This is a genomic window from Enterobacter soli ATCC BAA-2102, assembly GCF_001654845.1.
GTDB lineage: Bacteria > Pseudomonadota > Gammaproteobacteria > Enterobacterales > Enterobacteriaceae > Enterobacter > Enterobacter soli.
The window spans coordinates 1-14,799 of sequence record NZ_LXES01000021.1 but is presented as its reverse complement, the minus strand read 5'-3'; the positions used below and the strand labels follow the sequence as shown (position 1 = coordinate 14,799).

Genomic DNA, 14,799 nt, shown 5'->3' with positions numbered 1-14,799 from the left:
GCGACTATGCTCAGAGAATACCCATTGCTCTCATTCGCCACATCATCTGGAATGATTTACAACTCATGGCACTTCATAGCAGAAAACTATCTTTCACCAGGCCGATAATGGTCAGTTTCGCGGGGATCCTGCTCAGTTTTATTCTGGTCGCTGTGTTTATCACCCTGTCTCAACGCAGTAATTTTCTTAATGATTATCATAAGATTAATGGAAACTTCACCCACAACCTTGCGGTGAACTATACCGAATCCATCCTGCGTGAAAATGACTACATTCTGGGACGGGCAGCCACCTTCTTCGCGCGGAACGACAGGCTGAATCAAACAATAAACACCAACCCACGTGAAGGATTGCAGGTCTTGATGCATCTTCAGAATCTGATGCCGACCGTCTCTTCCATCTCTCTGGCCGACACGCAAGGGCATTATCTGCGCGCGCCAGAAGTACTGCCAACGGACAAGAGCAAAACATTTGATGCCCGCACCCGCCCGTGGTTCATCGGCCAGGCAGAAGCCAGTACTTTCAGCCGCTATACCCGCCCTTATATGGACTACTTCACCGGACATCCTACGGTCACGCTCTTTAAACCGGTGATTTCACCAGAGGGGCGTCTGAAAGGGACGCTCGCGTTTCACCTCGACCTGACCTCAATGGGATATACCCTGCGACAAATGGTCGCTCCCGTACAAGGCGAGTTTTTCATCGTTGAGCGGGACGGCGCCGTAGTGCTGCACCCTGATACCGGGGCGCTTTTTAAGCCGTACGTGAGCGAAGCGCTGATGGATAAAATGACCAGCGGTGAAGGCCATATTTACGATCCGAAGAGCAAAACCTGGTTTTACTACTACTCATTTACCAACCCCGACTGGTTTGTTATCTACCGGGTGGCTGACTCTACGCTCACCGAGATTACCCGACATGAGACCTCCATTGTCGGCTGGGGATTTGCGCTGGCGAGCCTGATCATTATTCTTTTTGGTTTATATCTGCGTCATGCCTCACGCACCGTACTGATGAACATCATTAACGCCATCAAAACCGGGGATGTCAGCACGGCACCTCGCCTTGAAGCGATGCTCAGCCATACTATTCAGTCCAACAAAGAGCGGGAGCTTGCCTATGTGCGCCAGGCGACTCACGATGCGCTGACAGGCTGTAAAAATCGCCGTGCCTTCGACAGCGATATTGCTGAGCTGCTCAATAACCATCAACCGTTCGCCCTGGCGCTGGTTGATATTGATAACTTCAAATCCATCAATGACACCTGGGGACATTTGAGCGGTGATATCGTTCTGCGCAACGTCGCGCGTGAAGGGCTTCAGGTTATGCAGCCGAATAACGTTTCCGTTTATCGCTACGGTGGTGAGGAGTTTGCGGTCATCTTCCGCTCGGAGCTGTTCGGGCTGTCTCACGAATTACTGGAGACATGGCGTATCGCGGTGGAGAAGCGCACCTGGCGCGAAGAGGGTCTGCACGTCACATTCAGCGCCGGGCTGGGCGAATGGCATTTCGAGCCGCTTGAGCAGTTTATTGGCACTGTGGATGGCGCACTCTATAAAGCCAAACAGCAGGGTAAAAATCGCATTTTGCAAACCTCCGACAGCTAACCCCTCTCCTTTCTCTGTGCCCGTTTCAACGGGCATATTGCTTTCAGATGTAAAATTGTAACCGGTTTCAGAAAATTGCTGATTTCTTTGTGATGCCAGACACACAATCGCGGTAAAGCGGTTGTTGAAGCGGTCTGCACGGGATAATTATCAATAAACACATGTACATCGAGGCTGACTATGAAGAACATCGTTTTATGTTGTGCAGCGGGAATGTCGACCAGTATGCTGGTTCAACGAATGAAAGATGCCGCGCAGAAAAAAGGGGTTGAAGTAACCATTAAAGCCGTCCCGGTTGCAGAGTTTAAAGACAACATTGCCACCGCCGACATCGTATTACTGGGGCCACAGGTAAAATACGAGCAGGCAAAACTTCAGGCGCAGGCAGACCCGCTGGGTAAAAAGGTCGCGGTTATCGACATGATGGATTACGGCATGATGAAAGGCGATGTCGTACTGGAAAAAGCCCTCAAATTGCTGGAGTGACCTGTGGAAGATTTAGAAACAACGATCATGGAATTACTGGTCAATGCGGGCGCAGCGCGCAGTGCAGCCCTGACCGCATTGCAGATGGCTCGTAAAGGTGACTTTGCCGAAGCCGAAAAAGCGATGGAAGAGTCGCGCGAATATGTGAAACACGCGCACACGATCCAGACGCAGTTGATTGGCCTTGATGAAGGCACCGGGAAGCTTCCGGTCAACCTGATTACCGTTCACTCTCAGGATCACCTGATGAACGCGATGGTTATCCAGGATCTGGCGGGCGACATGATTGAGCTTTATCGACGCATCCCGTTGATAAACTGATAAAAACACCATAAAAAAACCCGCCGAAGCGGGTTTTTTATTAGCTGAATCAACGATTACTCGTTGTCGGAACCACCCAGACCTGCGTTCAGCAGTTCTGCCAGGCTCGCGGATGCATCTTCAGCAGTGACCTGCGGTGCTGCTGGCAGTTCGCCCGCTGCACGACGACGCATACGATCCTGATGGTACGCATAACCGGTACCAGCCGGGATCAGACGACCCACGATAACGTTCTCTTTCAGACCGCGCAGTTCATCACGTTTACCCGCAACAGCCGCTTCGGTCAGGACACGTGTAGTTTCCTGGAACGATGCTGCGGAGATGAAGGACTCGGTTGCCAGAGACGCTTTGGTGATACCCAGCAGATCACGTGCGAAGGTCGCACCGATTTTGCCGTTCGCTTCCAGATCGCGGTTAGCGATCTTAACGCGTGAGTATTCAACCTGCTCGCCTTCCAGGAAGTCGGAGCTGCCCGCGTTTTCGATGGTTGCTTTACGCAGCATCTGACGAACGATAACTTCGATGTGCTTATCGTTAATCTTAACGCCTTGCAGACGGTAAACGTCCTGTACTTCGTTGGTGATGTAACGCGTTACCGCGTGTACGCCACGAAGACGCAGAATGTCGTGCGGAGCTTCTGGACCATCGGAAACCACGTCACCACGTTCTACACGTTCACCTTCGAACACGTTGAGCTGACGCCACTTAGGAATCATCTCTTCGTACGGCTCGCTACCATCTACTGGGGTGATAACCAGACGGCGTTTACCTTTGGTCTCTTTACCGAAGGAAATGATACCGCTGATTTCAGCCAGGATTGCAGGCTCTTTCGGACGACGTGCTTCGAACAGATCCGCAACGCGTGGCAGACCACCGGTGATGTCCTTGGTACCGCTGGATTCCTGAGGAATACGCGCCAGAGCATCACCTGCGCCGATCTGAATGCCATCTTCCAGCTGAACGATCGCTTTACCTGGCAGGAAGTACTGCGCAGGCATATCGGTGCCAGGGATCAGAACGTCGTTACCCTGAGCATCAACGATTTTCAGTGCAGGACGCAGATCTTTACCACCGGTAGTACGTTCAGCAGAATCCAGAACCACCAGAGAAGACAGACCGGTCAGCTCGTCGGTCTGACGAGTAATGGTCTGGCCGTCGATCATGTCAGTGAAGCGGATGAAACCACTTACTTCGGTGATAACCGGCATGGTGTGTGGATCCCAGTTTGCTACGGTTTCGCCGCCAGCAACCTGCTCGCCATCACCTTTCGCCATAACAGCACCGTAAGGCACTTTATAGCTCTCTTTGGTACGACCGAATTCGTCGATCAGCTTCAGCTCGGTGTTACGAGAGGTCACAACCAGCTTGCCTGCGGAGTTAACAACAGACTTCGCGTTGCTGAGCTTGATGCTACCTTTGTTTTTCACCTGGATGCTGGATTCAGCAGCCGCACGAGATGCCGCACCACCGATGTGGAACGTACGCATCGTCAGCTGTGTACCCGGCTCACCGATTGACTGTGCCGCGATAACGCCGATTGCTTCACCTTTGTTGATGATGTGGCCACGCGCCAGGTCACGACCATAGCAGTGCGCACAAACACCAAAGTCGGTGTCACAGGATACAACGGAACGCACTTTCACTGAGTCAACAGAGTTGGCTTCCAGCAGGTCACACCAGTGCTCGTGCAGCAGCGTGTTGCGTGGAACCAGAATGTCTGCGGTACCCGGCTTCAGAATGTCTTCCGCGGTAACACGACCCAGAACGCGATCGCGCAGTGGCTCTTTAACATCACCACCCTCGATAACCGGGGTCATGGTGATACCTTCAAGGGTGCCACAATCGTCTTCAGTAACAACCAGATCCTGCGCAACGTCAACCAGACGACGCGTCAGATAACCGGAGTTCGCAGTTTTCAGTGCGGTATCCGCCAGACCTTTACGAGCACCGTGGGTTGAGATGAAGTACTGGAGTACGTTCAGACCTTCACGGAAGTTCGCGGTGATTGGCGTTTCGATGATGGAGCCATCTGGCTTAGCCATCAGACCACGCATACCTGCCAGCTGACGAATCTGTGCCGCAGAACCACGCGCACCGGAGTCGGCCATCATGTAGATGCTGTTGAAGGAAACCTGCTGCTCTTCTACGCCGTCACGGTTAATAACGGTTTCGGTTTGCAGGTTGTCCATCATCGCTTTGGATACACGATCGTTCGCCGCAGCCCAGATATCGATAACTTTGTTATAGCGTTCGCCCGCGGTTACCAGACCAGACTGGAACTGCTCCTGGATCTCAGCAACTTCAGCTTCCGCTTCAGAGATGATCTCGTGTTTCTTCTCTGGGATGACCATGTCATCGATACCAACAGATGCACCTGAACGCGCTGCATAGGCAAAGCCGGTGTACATTGTCTGGTCAGCGAAGATAACAGTCGGCTTCAGGCCCAGAATGCGGTAACAGGTGTTCAGCATTTTGGAAATTGCTTTCTTGCCCAGCGCCTGGTTGACGATGGAGAAAGGCAGACCTTTCGGTACGATCATCCACAGAATCGCACGGCCAACGGTCGTGTCTTTCAGGCTGGTTTTCGCAACGAATTCGCCGTTTTCATCTTTTTCATATTCAGTGATACGCACTTTAACGCGCGCATGCAGAGAGGCCAGGCCAGCGCGGTAAATACGCTCAGCTTCTTTAGGGCCAGTCAGCACCATGCCTTCGCCTTTGGCGTTAACACAGTCACGGGTCATGTAGTACAGACCCAATACAACGTCCTGAGAAGGAACGATGATTGGTTCACCGTTCGCTGGAGACAGGATGTTGTTGGTAGACATCATCAGCGCACGCGCTTCGAGCTGGGCTTCCAGCGTCAGCGGTACGTGAACAGCCATCTGGTCACCATCGAAGTCGGCGTTATATGCCGCACAAACCAGCGGGTGCAGCTGGATAGCTTTACCTTCGATCAGTACTGGCTCAAATGCCTGGATACCCAGACGGTGCAGTGTTGGTGCACGGTTCAGCAGTACCGGGTGTTCGCGGATAACTTCGTCCAGGATATCCCAAACGACAGCTTCTTCACGCTCAACCATTTTCTTAGCGGCTTTGATGGTGGTGGCCAGGCCACGCAGTTCCAGCTTGCCGTAGATGAACGGTTTGAACAGCTCCAGTGCCATTTTCTTCGGCAGACCGCACTGATGCAGACGCAGGTATGGACCTACGGTGATTACAGAACGACCGGAGTAGTCAACACGCTTACCGAGCAGGTTCTGACGGAAACGACCCTGTTTACCTTTGATCATGTCGGCCAAAGATTTCAGAGGACGTTTGTTAGAACCGGTGATCGCACGACCGCGACGACCGTTATCCAGCAGGGCATCGACCGCTTCCTGCAGCATACGTTTTTCGTTGCGTACGATGATATCTGGCGCAGCCAGATCCAGCAGGCGCTTCAGACGGTTGTTACGGTTGATCACGCGACGATACAGATCGTTCAGATCGGACGTTGCGAAACGACCACCATCCAGCGGAACCAGCGGACGCAGATCTGGCGGCAGAACCGGCAGAACGGTCAGGATCATCCACTCTGGTTTGTTACCAGACTGAACGAACGCTTCCAGCAGCTTGATACGCTTGGTCAGCTTCTTGCGCTTGGTTTCGGAGTTGGTTTCGTTCAGCTCTTCACGCAGCTGCTCGCACTCTTGCTCCAGATCCATGCTCTTCAGCAGGGCCTGGATAGCTTCCGCACCCATCTTCGCGTCGAATTCGTCACCGAACTCTTCCAGCGCGTCCAGATACTGTTCTTCGGTCAGAATCTGGTTACGTTCCAGATTTGTCATACCGCCTTCGATAACAACATAAGATTCGAAGTACAGAACACGTTCGATATCACGCAGCGGCATATCCAGCAGCAAACCGATACGGGACGGCAGAGATTTCAGGAACCAGATGTGTGCAGTCGGAGACGCCAGCTCGATGTGGCCCATGCGCTCACGACGCACTTTAGTCTGGGTCACTTCAACGCCGCACTTCTCACAGATAACACCACGGTGTTTCAGGCGCTTGTACTTACCGCACAGGCACTCGTAATCTTTTACTGGCCCGAAAATACGCGCACAGAAAAGGCCGTCACGCTCAGGTTTGAACGTACGGTAGTTGATGGTTTCCGGCTTTTTAACTTCACCGAAAGACCATGAACGGATCATGTCTGGCGAAGCCAGAGCAATTTTGATCGCATCAAACTCTTCGGTTTTAGTTTGCGCTTTCAGAAACTTTAATAAGTCTTTCACGGATTTGCTCCCGTCGGAGTTAGCACAATCTGGTGCCGGGGATTAACCCGGCACCAGTGACCTGTTTGAGCGAGAGTTACTCGTCTTCCAGCTCGATGTTGATACCCAGAGAACGGATCTCTTTCAACAGTACGTTGAAGGATTCCGGCATACCTGGTTCCATCTGATGGTTGCCGTCCACGATGTTTTTATACATCTTCGTACGGCCGTTCACGTCATCAGACTTAACGGTAAGCATTTCTTGCAGGGTGTATGCTGCGCCATATGCTTCCAGCGCCCACACTTCCATCTCACCGAAGCGCTGACCACCGAACTGAGCCTTACCACCCAGCGGTTGCTGAGTAACCAGGCTGTAAGAACCGGTAGAACGCGCGTGCATTTTGTCATCAACCAGGTGGTTCAGTTTCAGCATGTACATGTAGCCAACGGTAACCTGGCGCTCGAATTGCTCACCGGTACGACCGTCGAACAGTGTGATCTGACCGGAAGTCGGCAGGCCACCCAGCTGTAACAGTTCCTTGATTTCAGACTCTTTTGCACCGTCGAATACTGGCGTTGCGATCGGCATACCCTTACGCAGGTTTTCCGCCAGACGCAGAACTTCATCATCGCTGAAGGTGTTCAGGTCGACTTTCTGACGAACGTCAGTACCCAGATCGTACGCACGCTGGATGAACTCGCGCAGCTTCGCGACTTCTTGCTGCTGTTTCAGCATGGCGTTGATTTTCTCGCCGATGCCTTTCGCAGCCATACCCAGGTGGGTTTCGAGGATCTGACCGATGTTCATACGAGATGGTACGCCCAGCGGGTTCAGTACGATATCTACCGGCGTACCGTTAGCATCGTGTGGCATATCTTCGATCGGGTTGATCTTGGAGATAACACCCTTGTTACCGTGACGACCTGCCATCTTATCACCAGGCTGGATCTGACGTTTAACGGCCAGATACACCTTAACAATCTTCAGCACGCCTGGTGCCAGATCGTCGCCCTGAGTGATTTTACGGCGTTTCGCTTCGAGCTTTTTCTCGAACTCGTGTTTCAGTTCGTCATACTGCTCAGCCAGCTGTTCCAGCTGATTTTGTTTCTCTTCGTCGGTCAGGCCCAGTTCCAGCCAGCGATCGCGAGGCAGCTTGTCGAGCTTCTCAGCTTCAACACCACCGGCAACCAGCACCGCATAGATACGGCTGAACAGACCCGCTTCGAGGATTTGCAGTTCTTCAGACAGGTCTTTCTTAGCCTGTTTGAGCTGCATTTCTTCGATTTCAAGCGCGCGTTTGTCTTTCTCTACGCCGTCACGGGTGAAGACCTGAACGTCGATAACAGTACCGGAAACACCGTTTGGTACGCGCAGAGAAGAGTCTTTAACGTCAGACGCTTTCTCACCGAAGATAGCACGCAGCAGTTTCTCTTCTGGCGTCAGCTGGGTTTCACCTTTCGGCGTTACCTTACCAACCAGAATGTCGCCGCCGGTCACTTCCGCACCGATGTAAACAATACCGGATTCATCCAGTTTGGAGAGCGCAGCTTCACCCACGTTAGGGATGTCAGCAGTGATCTCTTCTGGCCCCAGCTTGGTGTCACGGGACACACATGCCAGTTCCTGAATGTGGATGGTGGTGAAACGATCTTCCTGAACCACACGCTCGGAGACGAGGATGGAGTCTTCGAAGTTGTAACCGTTCCACGGCATGAACGCTACGCGCATGTTCTGACCGAGCGCCAGTTCACCGAGGTCGGTAGACGGGCCATCAGCCAGCACGTCGCCGCGCTCAATTGGCTCACCCAGAGACACACATGGCATCTGGTTGATACAGGTGTTCTGGTTAGAACGGGTGTACTTGGTCAGGTTATAGATGTCGATACCTGCTTCACCTGGGTACATCTCGTCTTCGTTAACTTTGATAACGATACGGGAAGCATCCACGTACTGAACAGTACCGCCACGTTTAGCAACCGCAGTAACACCGGAGTCAACGGCAACAGCACGTTCCATACCAGTACCAACCAGCGGCTTATCAGCGCGCAGAGTTGGAACGGCCTGACGTTGCATGTTCGCACCCATCAATGCACGGTTGGCGTCATCGTGTTCCAGGAACGGGATCAGGGACGCACCGACGGATACCACCTGCTGGGTGGATACGTCCATGTAGTCAACCTGGTCGCGGCTGAACAAGCTGGATTCGCCTTTGCTACGGCAGGTAACCAGATCTTCTACAAAGTGGCCTTCGTCATCCAGGTTGGAGTTCGCCTGAGCGATAACGTAGTTGCCTTCTTCGATAGCAGACAGGTAGTGAATTTCGTCGGTTACAACACCGTCAGTCACTTTACGGTATGGCGTCTCGAGGAAGCCATATTCGTTAGTCTGTGCGTACACGGACAGGGAGTTGATCAGACCGATGTTTGGACCTTCAGGCGTTTCGATTGGACATACGCGACCGTAGTGAGTCGGGTGTACGTCTCGAACTTCAAAGCCTGCACGTTCACGGGTCAGACCGCCTGGGCCGAGTGCAGAGATACGACGTTTGTGCGTAATCTCAGACAGCGGGTTGTTCTGGTCCATAAACTGAGACAGCTGGCTGGAACCGAAGAACTCTTTCACTGCTGCGGAAATCGGTTTGGCGTTGATCATATCCTGAGGCATCAGGGTATCCAGATCGCCCAGAGACAGACGCTCTTTCACCGCACGCTCAACACGTACCAGGCCAACGCGGAATTGGTTTTCCGCCATTTCGCCTACGGAACGGATACGACGGTTGCCGAGGTGGTCGATATCGTCCACTTCGCCTTTACCGTTACGGATATCGATGAGCTTCTTCATCACTTCGATGATGTCGTCTTTGCTCAGGATACCGGAACCTTCGATTTCGTCGCGCAGCAGAGAACGGTTGAACTTCATACGACCAACCGCAGACAAGTCATAGCGGTCTTCGGAGAAGAACAGGTTCTCGAACAGGCTTTCAGCCGCTTCGCGAGTTGGTGGCTCACCAGGACGCATCATACGGTAGATTTCTACCAGCGCGCTCAGACGATCGGTGGTTGGGTCGACGCGGATAGTCTCAGACATATACGCGCCGTGGTCCAGATCGTTGGTGAACAGCGTTTCGATACGTTTGTGGCCAGACTGGCTCAGCTTAGCCAGCAGATCCAGGCTCAGCTCCATGTTCGCTGCGCAGATCAGCTCACCCGTTGACTCGTCAACGTAATCTTTCGCGACCACTTTTCCAGCAATGTATTCAACCGGAACTTCGATGTGTTTGATATCATCTTTTTCCAGCTGACGGATATGGCGCGCAGTGATACGGCGACCTTTTTCCACATACACTTTGCCGTTGGCTTCGATGTCGAACGACGCGGTCTCACCACGCAGACGTTCCGGCACCAGCTCCATTTGCAGCTTGTTGTCGCGGATTTCAAAGATCACTTTCTCGAAGAACAGGTCCAGGATCTGTTCTGTGGTGTATTGCAGCGCACGCAAAATGATGGTGGCTGGCAGTTTACGACGACGGTCGATACGGACAAACAGGTTGTCTTTTGGATCGAACTCGAAGTCCAGCCAGGAACCACGGTAAGGAATGATGCGCGCGTTATACAGTACTTTACCGGAAGAGTGTGTTTTACCTTTATCGCTGTCGAAGAAGACGCCCGGGCTACGATGTAGCTGGGAAACGATAACACGCTCAGTACCGTTGATAACGAAAGTACCGTTGTCCGTCATGAGTGGAATTTCACCCATGTAGACTTCTTGTTCTTTAATGTCTTTAACGGTGCCTTCCGGCGCTTCGCGCTCGTAGATCACCAGACGCAGTTTTACGCGCAGCGGTGCGGAATAGGTCACGCCACGGATCTGACATTCCTGAACGTCAAACACCGGTTCGCCAAGGCGGTAGCTGACGTATTGCAGCTCTGAATTACCGCTATAGCTTTTAATCGGGAATACGGAACGGAAAGCTGCTTCCAGACCATACTGCCCTTCAGGATCTTGCTCGATAAACTTCTGGAACGAGTCAAGCTGGATAGAAAGGAGATAAGGTATATCCAGAACTTGTGGACGTTTACCAAAATCCTTACGAATACGTTTTTTCTCGGTATAGGAGTAAACCATTAGGGTTCCTCAGCTCGCTGACAAGTCGACCCATCTGTCCGACGAAGGGACAGTTTGTGCAACACCATTTTGTTGATCGGAAAATTGAATACTTTCCGCAATACCTGTTGCTATCACGCTTAAACCATTTCGTTGCGATTTACACAGAGCGAGCACCCTGTCGCAATATATTAAGGCGTCGATAGAAACAAGCATTGTCAGGACAATCAGCAGTCAAACAGTGTGAAATGCTACTGATGCCTTACAGCGCAAAAAGGCTGGTGACTAAAAAGTCACCAGCCATCAGCCTAATGACTTAGGCTGCAACCAGAAAAGTTGGCTTATTTAACTTCAACTTCAGCGCCAGCTTCTTCCAGAGATTTTTTCAGTGCTTCTGCGTCGTCTTTGCTCACGCCTTCTTTCAGCGCAGCTGGAGCAGATTCTACCAGGTCTTTAGCTTCTTTCAGACCCAGGCCAGTTGCGCCACGTACTGCTTTGATAACAGCAACTTTGTTAGCGCCAGCAGCTTTCAGAATTACGTCGAATTCAGTTTTTTCTTCAGCAGCTTCAGCCGGGCCAGCAGCTACAGCTACAGCAGCAGCAGCAGAAACACCGAATTTTTCTTCCATTGCAGAAATCAGTTCTACAACGTCCATTACGGACATAGCTGCAACTGCTTCAATGATTTGATCTTTAGTGATAGACATTTAAATTGTTCCTGAAAATCAGAATAAGTTTATACGTAAGCGAATGCTTTATAAAGATAACTGCTATTAAGCAGCTTCTTTCGCATCGCGAACAGCAGCCAGAGTGCGAACCAGTTTGCCAGCCGAAGCTTCTTTCATGGTTGCCATCAGGCGTGCAATTGCTTCTTCGTAGGTCGGCAGGGTTGCCAGGCGATCGATGTTCGATGCCGTGATCAACTCACCTTCAAAGGCTGCAGCTTTGACCTCAAATTTTGCATTCGCTTTCGCGAACTCTTTGAACAGACGAGCAGCAGCGCCCGGGTGTTCCATAGAGTATGCAATCAGGGTCGGACCAACAAACGTGTCTTTCAGGCACTCGAACTGAGTACCTTCAACTACGCGACGCAGCAGGGTGTTACGAACAACACGCATGTATACGCCAGCTTCACGACCTGCTTTACGCAGTTCAGTCATTTTGTCTACAGTAACGCCACGGGAATCCGCAACTACTGCAGACAGCGCGCCTTTGGCTACTTCGCTGACTTCAGCAACAATCGCTTGTTTGTCTTGAAGATTTAAAGCCATTAGCTTTGCTCCTGGATGTTTGCCGGAACACATGTTCCGGAACTCACTTCACTCAACCCAACGGGAAGAGCGTCTTAATACGGTGAGCAGAAACAAGCCAGAGTATCAAAAAATAATCTTAGCGTTCTGTCACCGTCTACGCAGGGGATTAAGTCTCTTGCGAAACACCTGCGGTCTTCGACGGAGGCCTGGATAGGCCAGGCTCCAACGAACAAATCTTTTAGCCGCTAACTTTCGTTAGCAAACGTGGGGGTAAGATTGTAGACAAAATCACCGCCCACGTAAAGGCATTAGTTTGCAGCAGCGCTCAGGCCAGCCTGGTCAACTGCAACACCTGCACCCATGGTGGTGGAGATGCTAACTTTCTTGATGTACACGCCTTTAGCCTGAGTTGGTTTAGCTTTTTTCAGCGCAACCAGCAGAGATTCCAGGTTTTCTTTCAGTTTGTCAGCGTCAAAGTCCACTTTACCGATGGTGGTGTGGATGATGCCGTTTTTGTCGTTACGGTAACGAACCTGACCTGCTTTAGCGTTCTTAACAGCTTCAGCAACGTTAGGAGTTACAGTACCCACTTTCGGGTTTGGCATCAGGCCGCGTGGACCCAGAACCTGGCCCAGCTGGCCAACAACGCGCATTGCATCCGGGGAAGCAATAACAACGTCAAAGTTCATTTCGCCTTTCTTGATCTGATCAGCCAGATCTTCCATACCTACCAGTTCAGCGCCGGCAGCTTTAGCAGCTTCAGCGTTTGCACCCTGAGCAAATACAGCTACGCGAACGGAACGGCCAGTACCGTGTGGCAGTACAGTTGCGCCACGAACGTTCTGATCAGATTTACGAGCATCGATGCCCAGGTTAACAGCAACGTCAACGCTTTCAACGAACTTAGCAGTAGCCAGTTCTTTCAGCAGAGCGATAGCTTCGTTGATGTCGTACTGTTTGGTCGCATCAACTTTGTCACGGATCACGGACATGCGCTTGGTCAGTTTAGCCATTTCTTAGTCCTCCACTACCAGGCCCATGGAACGTGCAGTACCTTCGATGGAGCGAGTCATCGCTTCAATGTCGGCACCAGTCATGTCGGCAGCTTTGGTCTGCGCGATTTCCTGCAGCTGAGCGCGGGAAATTTTACCCACTTTGTCTTTGTTCGGTTTACCGGAACCAGACTTGATACCAGCCGCTTTCTTCAGCAGAACTGCTGCTGGAGGGGTTTTGGTAACGAAAGTGAAAGAACGGTCAGCGTAAACAGTGATTACGACTGGAATTGGCAGACCTTTTTCCAGGGATTCGGTTTTGGCGTTGAACGCTTTACAGAATTCCATGATGTTAACACCCTGCTGACCCAGAGCTGGACCAACTGGTGGACTTGGGTTCGCCATACCAGCTGCAACCTGCAGCTTGACGTAGGCTTGTACTTTCTTAGCCATTCTAAAATCCTCAAATTGGGTGATAGCGCTTCAGAGAAGCTCCCCGTGATGTAAAAATCGTTTTACGGGCGTGGCCCATAAAAACAAAAGGCGCGAAATTGTATTCCAATCTCGCGCCCTGTGCAACGATTAAATCGCCGCTTTTTTGATCGCTGCTTAGGCTTTTTCTACCTGGGCAAAGTCCAGTTCTACCGGGGTCGCACGACCGAAGATAGAAACAGAAACTTTCAGGCGGGACTTCTCGTAGTCCACTTCTTCAACCACACCGTTAAAGTCAGCAAACGGACCGTCGCTAACACGAACCATTTCACCCGGTTCAAACAGCGTTTTCGGACGCGGCTTATCACCGACCTGTTGCAGGCGGTTCATAATCGCATCAACTTCTTTGTCGCTGATTGGCGCCGGACGGTCAGACGTGCCGCCGATAAAGCCCATCACGCGCGGTACGCTGCGCACCAGGTGCCAGCTCGCGTCGTTCATCACCATCTGAACCAGCACGTAACCCGGGAAGAATTTACGTTCGCTTTTGCGACGCTGGCCGCCACGGATCTCGACCACTTCTTCGGTCGGAACCATCACTTCGCCAAACAACTCTTCCATATTGTGTAATTTGATATGCTCACGCAGCGATGTTGCTACGCGGCCTTCAAAACCGGAAAACGCCTGAACGACGTACCAACGCTTTTTAGGGGCTTCAGACATCTTAGAACCTCAGGCCAGTGATAAAGGATACCAGGCGAACCAGAATACCATCCAGTCCCCACAGGATCAGTGACATTACCGCAGTTACTGCAGCCACAATCAGAGTGGTATGCAATGTTTCCTGGCGGGTCGGCCAAATGACCTTGCGGACTTCGGTACGTGCTTCGCGCGCGAAAGCAACGGTTGCTTTACCTTTAGTAGTTAACAGCGCGACACCGCCCGCTGCAGCAATCAGAATCACCACTGCCAGCGCACGCAGCGGCAGCATCATGTCACGATAAAGATAGTTGCCAACGATTGCCACAATCAGCAGCACGGCAACAGCGACCCACTTCATCGCTTCCAGGCCGCGCCCGCTCCCTTGAGCTTCGGTATTCGCACTCATAAACCAACCTGTAAGAAGAATTCTACAAATAATTTCACCCCGCGATTGCGAGGCGAGCCAAATCGAAACGCTTAATCCCTTTAGAGATTATACGCTCTCTGCAGAGCCTGTCTCAGCAATGATTATGACAAAAATAATCACTGATGAGCCAGGTTCTGATGTGAAAGCGTGCAAAAAGGGCATCAAATGATGCCCTTTTCATGCGCATTGCGTCAAATGTTATCAGCGATTAGCCG

Annotated in this window: 11 protein-coding genes; 3 read left to right on the top strand and 8 right to left on the bottom strand. The window is 51.7% G+C overall.

Annotated elements, in window-relative coordinates; translation table 11 throughout:
- The first annotated feature begins 65 nt into the window (after positions 1-65).
- The 3 genes from M987_RS07035 to M987_RS07025 all read left to right on the top strand — a co-directional run bounded on the left by M987_RS07035 (position 66) and on the right by M987_RS07025 (position 2,414).
- Complete coding sequence (locus tag M987_RS07035) at positions 66-1,607, top strand: sensor domain-containing diguanylate cyclase (protein ID WP_041161979.1); 1,542 nt, start codon at positions 66-68, stop codon at positions 1,605-1,607.
- A 180-nt stretch (positions 1,608-1,787) separates the two neighbouring features.
- Positions 1,788-2,093, top strand: a complete 306-nt coding sequence (locus tag M987_RS07030; protein ID WP_014068453.1) for a PTS sugar transporter subunit IIB — start codon at positions 1,788-1,790, stop codon at positions 2,091-2,093.
- 3 nt (positions 2,094-2,096) lie between these two features.
- Positions 2,097-2,414, top strand: a complete 318-nt coding sequence (locus M987_RS07025; protein WP_014068452.1) for a PTS lactose/cellobiose transporter subunit IIA — start codon at positions 2,097-2,099, stop codon at positions 2,412-2,414.
- 56 nt (positions 2,415-2,470) lie between these two features.
- Here M987_RS07025 and rpoC read toward each other — a convergent pair whose 3' ends face one another.
- The 8 genes from rpoC to secE all read right to left on the bottom strand — a co-directional run bounded on the left by rpoC (position 2,471) and on the right by secE (position 14,563).
- On the bottom strand, positions 2,471-6,694 hold the full coding sequence (gene rpoC / locus M987_RS07020; RefSeq protein WP_014068451.1) for a DNA-directed RNA polymerase subunit beta': 4,224 nt from the start codon (positions 6,692-6,694) through the stop codon (positions 2,471-2,473).
- Positions 6,695-6,770: 76 nt separating this feature from the next.
- A complete protein-coding gene (rpoB, locus tag M987_RS07015) occupies positions 6,771-10,799 on the bottom strand; it encodes a DNA-directed RNA polymerase subunit beta (RefSeq protein WP_014068450.1) in 4,029 nt (1,342 codons plus the stop codon).
- Between the two features lie 320 nt (positions 10,800-11,119).
- Positions 11,120-11,485 carry a 50S ribosomal protein L7/L12 gene (gene rplL / locus M987_RS07010; RefSeq protein WP_006176746.1) on the bottom strand — a complete coding sequence of 122 codons (366 nt, stop codon included), beginning with the start codon at positions 11,483-11,485 and terminating at the stop codon, positions 11,120-11,122.
- 66 nt (positions 11,486-11,551) lie between these two features.
- A complete protein-coding gene (gene rplJ / locus M987_RS07005) occupies positions 11,552-12,049 on the bottom strand; it encodes a 50S ribosomal protein L10 (protein ID WP_005132895.1) in 498 nt (165 codons plus the stop codon).
- A 290-nt stretch (positions 12,050-12,339) separates the two neighbouring features.
- Entirely contained in the window at positions 12,340-13,044 is a 705-nt protein-coding gene (gene rplA, locus M987_RS07000; RefSeq protein ID WP_006176745.1) for a 50S ribosomal protein L1, read from the bottom strand.
- A 3-nt stretch (positions 13,045-13,047) separates the two neighbouring features.
- Positions 13,048-13,476, bottom strand: coding sequence for a 50S ribosomal protein L11 (rplK, locus tag M987_RS06995; RefSeq protein ID WP_008503452.1), 429 nt, complete (start codon positions 13,474-13,476; stop codon positions 13,048-13,050).
- Positions 13,477-13,632: 156 nt separating this feature from the next.
- The gene (gene nusG, locus M987_RS06990) at positions 13,633-14,178 is read right to left on the bottom strand and encodes a transcription termination/antitermination protein NusG (RefSeq protein ID WP_002438628.1); all 546 of its coding nucleotides are present in this window, start codon (positions 14,176-14,178) and stop codon (positions 13,633-13,635) included.
- Position 14,179: 1 nt separating this feature from the next.
- Positions 14,180-14,563 (bottom strand): preprotein translocase subunit SecE, encoded by a 384-nt coding sequence (gene secE, locus M987_RS06985; protein WP_014068449.1) that lies wholly within the window; start codon positions 14,561-14,563, stop codon positions 14,180-14,182.
- Between the last annotated feature and the right edge of the window lie 236 nt (positions 14,564-14,799).

What these genes read in the sequence shown, in the direction of transcription:
- M987_RS07030 (WP_014068453.1), top strand. Translation starts at nt 1,788, where the DNA reads ATGAAGAACATCGTTTTATGTTGTGCAGCGGGAATGTCGACCAGTATG.
- rpoB (WP_014068450.1), bottom strand. Translation starts at nt 10,799, where the DNA reads ATGGTTTACTCCTATACCGAGAAAAAACGTATTCGTAAGGATTTTGGT.
- M987_RS07035 (WP_041161979.1), top strand. Translation starts at nt 66, where the DNA reads ATGGCACTTCATAGCAGAAAACTATCTTTCACCAGGCCGATAATGGTC.
- nusG (WP_002438628.1), bottom strand. Translation starts at nt 14,178, where the DNA reads ATGTCTGAAGCCCCTAAAAAGCGTTGGTACGTCGTTCAGGCGTTTTCC.
- rplL (WP_006176746.1), bottom strand. Translation starts at nt 11,485, where the DNA reads ATGTCTATCACTAAAGATCAAATCATTGAAGCAGTTGCAGCTATGTCC.
- rplJ (WP_005132895.1), bottom strand. Translation starts at nt 12,049, where the DNA reads ATGGCTTTAAATCTTCAAGACAAACAAGCGATTGTTGCTGAAGTCAGC.
- rplA (WP_006176745.1), bottom strand. Translation starts at nt 13,044, where the DNA reads ATGGCTAAACTGACCAAGCGCATGTCCGTGATCCGTGACAAAGTTGAT.
- rplK (WP_008503452.1), bottom strand. Translation starts at nt 13,476, where the DNA reads ATGGCTAAGAAAGTACAAGCCTACGTCAAGCTGCAGGTTGCAGCTGGT.
- secE (WP_014068449.1), bottom strand. Translation starts at nt 14,563, where the DNA reads ATGAGTGCGAATACCGAAGCTCAAGGGAGCGGGCGCGGCCTGGAAGCG.